At 73.9% G+C, this 4,257-nt stretch carries 2 protein-coding genes; both read right to left on the reverse strand.

Features of this window, described 5'->3' with window-relative positions:
• Positions 1 to 1,971: catalase/peroxidase HPI (gene katG, locus VR45_RS35405; protein ID WP_045944025.1), on the reverse strand; the 1,971-nt coding region annotated here is incomplete at its 3' end.
• Between the two features lie 197 nt (positions 1,972 to 2,168).
• Positions 2,169 to 4,257: glycosyl hydrolase (locus VR45_RS35410; RefSeq protein ID WP_234326469.1), on the reverse strand; the 2,089-nt coding region annotated here is incomplete at its 5' end.

Genomic DNA, 4,257 nt, shown 5'->3' on the forward strand with positions numbered 1-4,257 from the left:
CTTCCACTCCGTCCCCATGTCGAGCAGATTGACGAAGAAGTCCGTGGTCAGCGTCTCCGGCCGGTGGGTGAGGACGCCGTGCCGGGAGCCCCGGAAACCGGCGTTCAACGCCCGCAGGCCGCCGACCAGGACCGTCATCTCCGGCGCGGTCAGCGTCAGCAGGTCGGCCCGGTCGAGCAGCAGGGTCTCCGGCGACAGCTTCTCGTCGGCCCGCAGGTAGTTCCGGAACCCGTCCGCCCTCGGTTCGAGCACGGCGAAGGCCTCGACGTCCGTCTGCTCCTGCGAGGCGTCGGTGCGCCCCGGGGCGAACGGGACCGTCACGGCGTGCCCGGCGGCGTGCGCGGCCCGCTCGACCGCCGCGTTGCCGCCCAGCACGATGAGGTCGGCGAGCGAGATCCGCCTGTCGCCGCCCTGCGCCGCGTTGAAGTCCCGCCGGATCTCCTCCAGCCGCCGGACCGTGTCGGCCACCTCGGGGAGGTCGTTGACCTCCCAGTCCTTCTGCGGCGCGAGCCGGATCCGGGCGCCGTTGGCGCCGCCGCGCATGTCGGTGCCGCGGTAGGCGGCGGCCGACGCCCACGCGGTGGCGACCAGCTGGGGAACGCCCAGGCCGGAGTCGTCGATCCGCTTCTTGAGGGCGGCGATGTCCTCGTCCGTGACCGGCTCGTGGTCGGCGGCGGGGACCGGGTCCTGCCACAGCTGGGCCTCGGGCACCCACGGTCCGAGGTAGCGGGACACCGGGCCCATGTCACGGTGCAGCAGCTTGTACCAGGCCTTGGCGAAGGCCTCGGCGAGCTGGTCGGGGTGCTCGTGGAAGCGTCGGCAGATCGCCTCGTAGACCGGGTCCTGGCGCAGGGCGAGGTCCGTGGTCAGCATCATCGGGGCGTGCCGCTTCGCGGGGTCGTGCGCGTCCGGCACGGCGGTCGCGGCCGCCGGGTCGGTGGGCTTCCACTGCTTGGCCCCGGCCGGGCTGGTGGTGAGCTCCCAGTCGTAGCGGAACAGGTTGTCCAGGTAGCCGTTGTCCCAGCGGGTCGGCTCGGTGGTCCAGGCGCCTTCGAGTCCGCTGGTGAGGGCGTCGGCGCCGGAGCCGCTGCCGCAGGTGCTGCGCCAGCCCAGGCCCTGCTGTTCGATCGGGGCGCCCTCGGGCTCCGGGCCGAGGCAGGAGGGGTCCACGGCGCCGTGGCACTTGCCGAAGGTGTGGCCGCCGACGATGAGCGCGACCGTCTCCTCGTCGTTCATCGCCATCCGCGCGAAGGTCTCCCGGATGTCGACGGCGGCGGCCCGCGGGTCCGGATTGCCGTTGGGGCCCTCCGGGTTCACGTAGATCAGCCCCATCTGCACGGCGCCGAGCGGATTGGCCAGCTCGCGGTCGCCGGTGTAGCGCTCGTCGCCGAGCCAGGTGTCCTCGGAGCCCCAGAAGATCTCGTCGGGCTCCCAGATGTCCTCGCGTCCGAAGCCGAAGCCGAAGGTCCGGAACCCCATCGACTCCATCGCGCAGTTGCCGGTGAACACCAGCAGGTCGGCCCAGGAGATCTTCCGGCCGTACTTCTGCTTGACCGGCCAGAGCAGGCGCCGGGCCTTGTCCAGACTGGCGTTGTCCGGCCAGCTGTTGAGCGGCGCGAAGCGCTGGGCACCGCTGCCGCCGCCGCCCCGGCCGTCCGAGATCCGGTAGGTGCCGGCGGCGTGCCAGCTCATCCGGATGAACAGCGGGCCGTAGTGGCCGTAGTCGGCGGGCCACCAGTCCTGGGAGTCGGTCATCAGCGCGACGACGTCCCGCTTCAGCGCGTCGACGTCGAGGGTGGCGAACTCCGCGGCGTAGTCGAAGTCCTCGTCCATCGGGTTGGAGAGGGGCGAGTGCCGGTGCAGGACCTGGAGGTCCAGCTGCTCGGGCCACCAGTCACGGTTGGTCCTGGGCCCGGTCGCCTTGGGGGTGGGGGAAGGAATTGCTGGGTTCTCGCTCTCGCTGCCGGACAATGTCCGCCCCTTCGTCCTTAGTCGTTTTCTGCCCTTTCGCCCGTATGGTCCCGCACCCGGGACCGTACGGCGGGCAGAACACGCGGGGCGCCTCCGGCCACCGGGCCGACCGGACGGCACACGGCCGGACGCCCCGGCCCCCGCGCGGTGGCGGGGTCCGGGGCGTCCGGGGATCGTGCCGGGCCGGGCCGACCGGGTCAGCTCCACCTCCGCAGGGCGTCCAGGTAGACGGCGGTGCGGCCGGTGGCACCCGGGGCGGGGGTGAACACCACGCCGATCTCCCGGACGTGGGCGGGGTCGGGCACCCCGGCCAGGTCGAGCCGCAGGGTCCGCCCGTCCGGGCCGACGGTGACGGCGGGGCTCCCGGTCCAGGTCCAGCCGGAGGCGTCGCCGGTACCGGTGCGCACATACAGCGTGGCGGTGGTGCCGCCCGCCTGCTGCCCCCAGGGCGCGGTGCCGGCGGCGACGGTGAGCACGGTGGCCCCGGTCAGGTCGACGGGGGCCGTCCGCCGGAGCTGCACGGCGCCCCGCTCGGGCTCGGCGTCGGCCTTGAGCGCGCCGCGGCCCTCGGCCGCTCCCTCGTCGGCGACCGCCCAGGGCCCGGCCGCCGCGCCGGACCCGGACCAGCCCTCGGTGCCGTGCTCGAAGCCGGCCAGCAGGCCGCCGCGCCGCATGTCGTCGAGGTAGACCGCGGAGCGGCCGCTCGCCCCGGCCGCGGGGGCGAACTCGACGCCGATCTCGCGGACGTGGGCCCGGTCCGGGACCCTGGTCAGGTCGAGGACCAGCCGGGTGGACTTGGTGTCGACGGTGACGGCGCCCGAGTCGGTCCAGGTCCAGCTGGAGGCGTCGCCGGTGCCGGTGCGCACGTAGAGCTTGGCGCGGGTGCCGCCGGCCTGGTCGCCCCAGGGCGCGGTGCGGGCGTCGACGCTGAGCTCGGTGTCCCCGGAGAGGTCGAGCGGGCCGACCTTGTTGAGGTAGGCGGCTCCGGTGCCGAGGTCCACGTCGGCCTTGAGCGAGCCGCTGCCGCGGGCGGACCACTCCGTGACCTGCCACGGGCCGGCCGCGAGGTGCCAGCCGCTCCAGCCCTGGGTGCCGCTCTCGAAGTCCTGGTGGACCACCGGCGGGTTCTCCGCGGGGGCGGCGGCGAGGTCGACCCCGCCCCGGTTCACCGTCCACGGGTCGTTCATCAGCTTGGCGCCGTTGACGTTCCGGGCCGGACTCCACTCGTTGTTCCAGGCCAGGAAGTAGGAGGTGCGCGGGAAGCGCTCGTGCAGCGCCTTCACCCACAGCTCGTAGTCGAAGGTGCCGCCCGCGCCCGAACCCGGGCCGATCTCGGTGAACGCGAACGGCTTGCCGAGCTCGACCAGCTTCTCGTAGCCGGTGATCGCCGACGGGTCGGCGGTGTAGCAGTCCAGCCCGACCACGTCGGCGTAGGCGCGGCCGACCCAGTAGGCGGTGGGGTCGGCGGAGCCGCAGTTCGGCGCGTAGGTCCACAGCAGGTTGTGCAGGCCCTTGGCGGTGGTGAGGTAGTCGTAGGTGCCGCGCCACAGTGCCGCGAAGTCGGCCGGGTCCTGGTGGCCCCACCAGAACCAGTCGCCGTTCATCTCGTGGAACGGGCGGAACAGCACCGGCACCCCGGCGTCGGACAGCCGCCTCAACCCGGCCGCGACGTCGTCGAGTTCGGCCCGCCAGGCCCGGCCGGCGGCGGTGGCCGGGTCGGACAGCTGACGGAAGGCCGGCTGCGGCAGCGGAGTCCGCCAGGCGGCCCCCGCCACCGGGTTCGGCAGGTGGACGCTCACCGAGACCAGTCCGCCGCGACCGGCGTGGTCGATCAGTTCGGTGTCGCAGCCCGAGTCGATCGCGGTCGGCACCCCGTCGGCGTTCCAGCCGCTCGCGTAGTCGCAGGCCAGCACCGCCGGGAACCGGCCCGTCCGGTCGGCCAGTTCGGTGACGTCCCGGTACTGGGTGGCGAAGTCCTTGCCCGACTCCGGCGCGGCGCTGCCGCTGTACCCGGCGAAGAATCCGGACGCCGTCCTGTTCCGCAGCCCCCGGTCGGGCAGCTGCGCGAGCCAGTTCAGCACCGCCCGCGCCTGCGGGCCCGCCCCCGCGTCCACCGGCTGGACGGCGGCGGCCACCGCCGCCGGTGCGGCGGCGCTCCCGCCGCCCAGCATGCTCGCCACCGCGACCAGGACCGCGACGGATCGTCGACGCAGCCTCATCAGCACCCCCGTTGTTCTCAGCACGGCAGGAGCATCCGTCCTGCCGATGATCACACTAGGGCGCGTC

The sequence above is a fragment of the Streptomyces sp. NRRL S-495 genome, from assembly GCF_000966955.1.
GTDB lineage: Bacteria > Actinomycetota > Actinomycetes > Streptomycetales > Streptomycetaceae > Kitasatospora > Kitasatospora purpeofusca.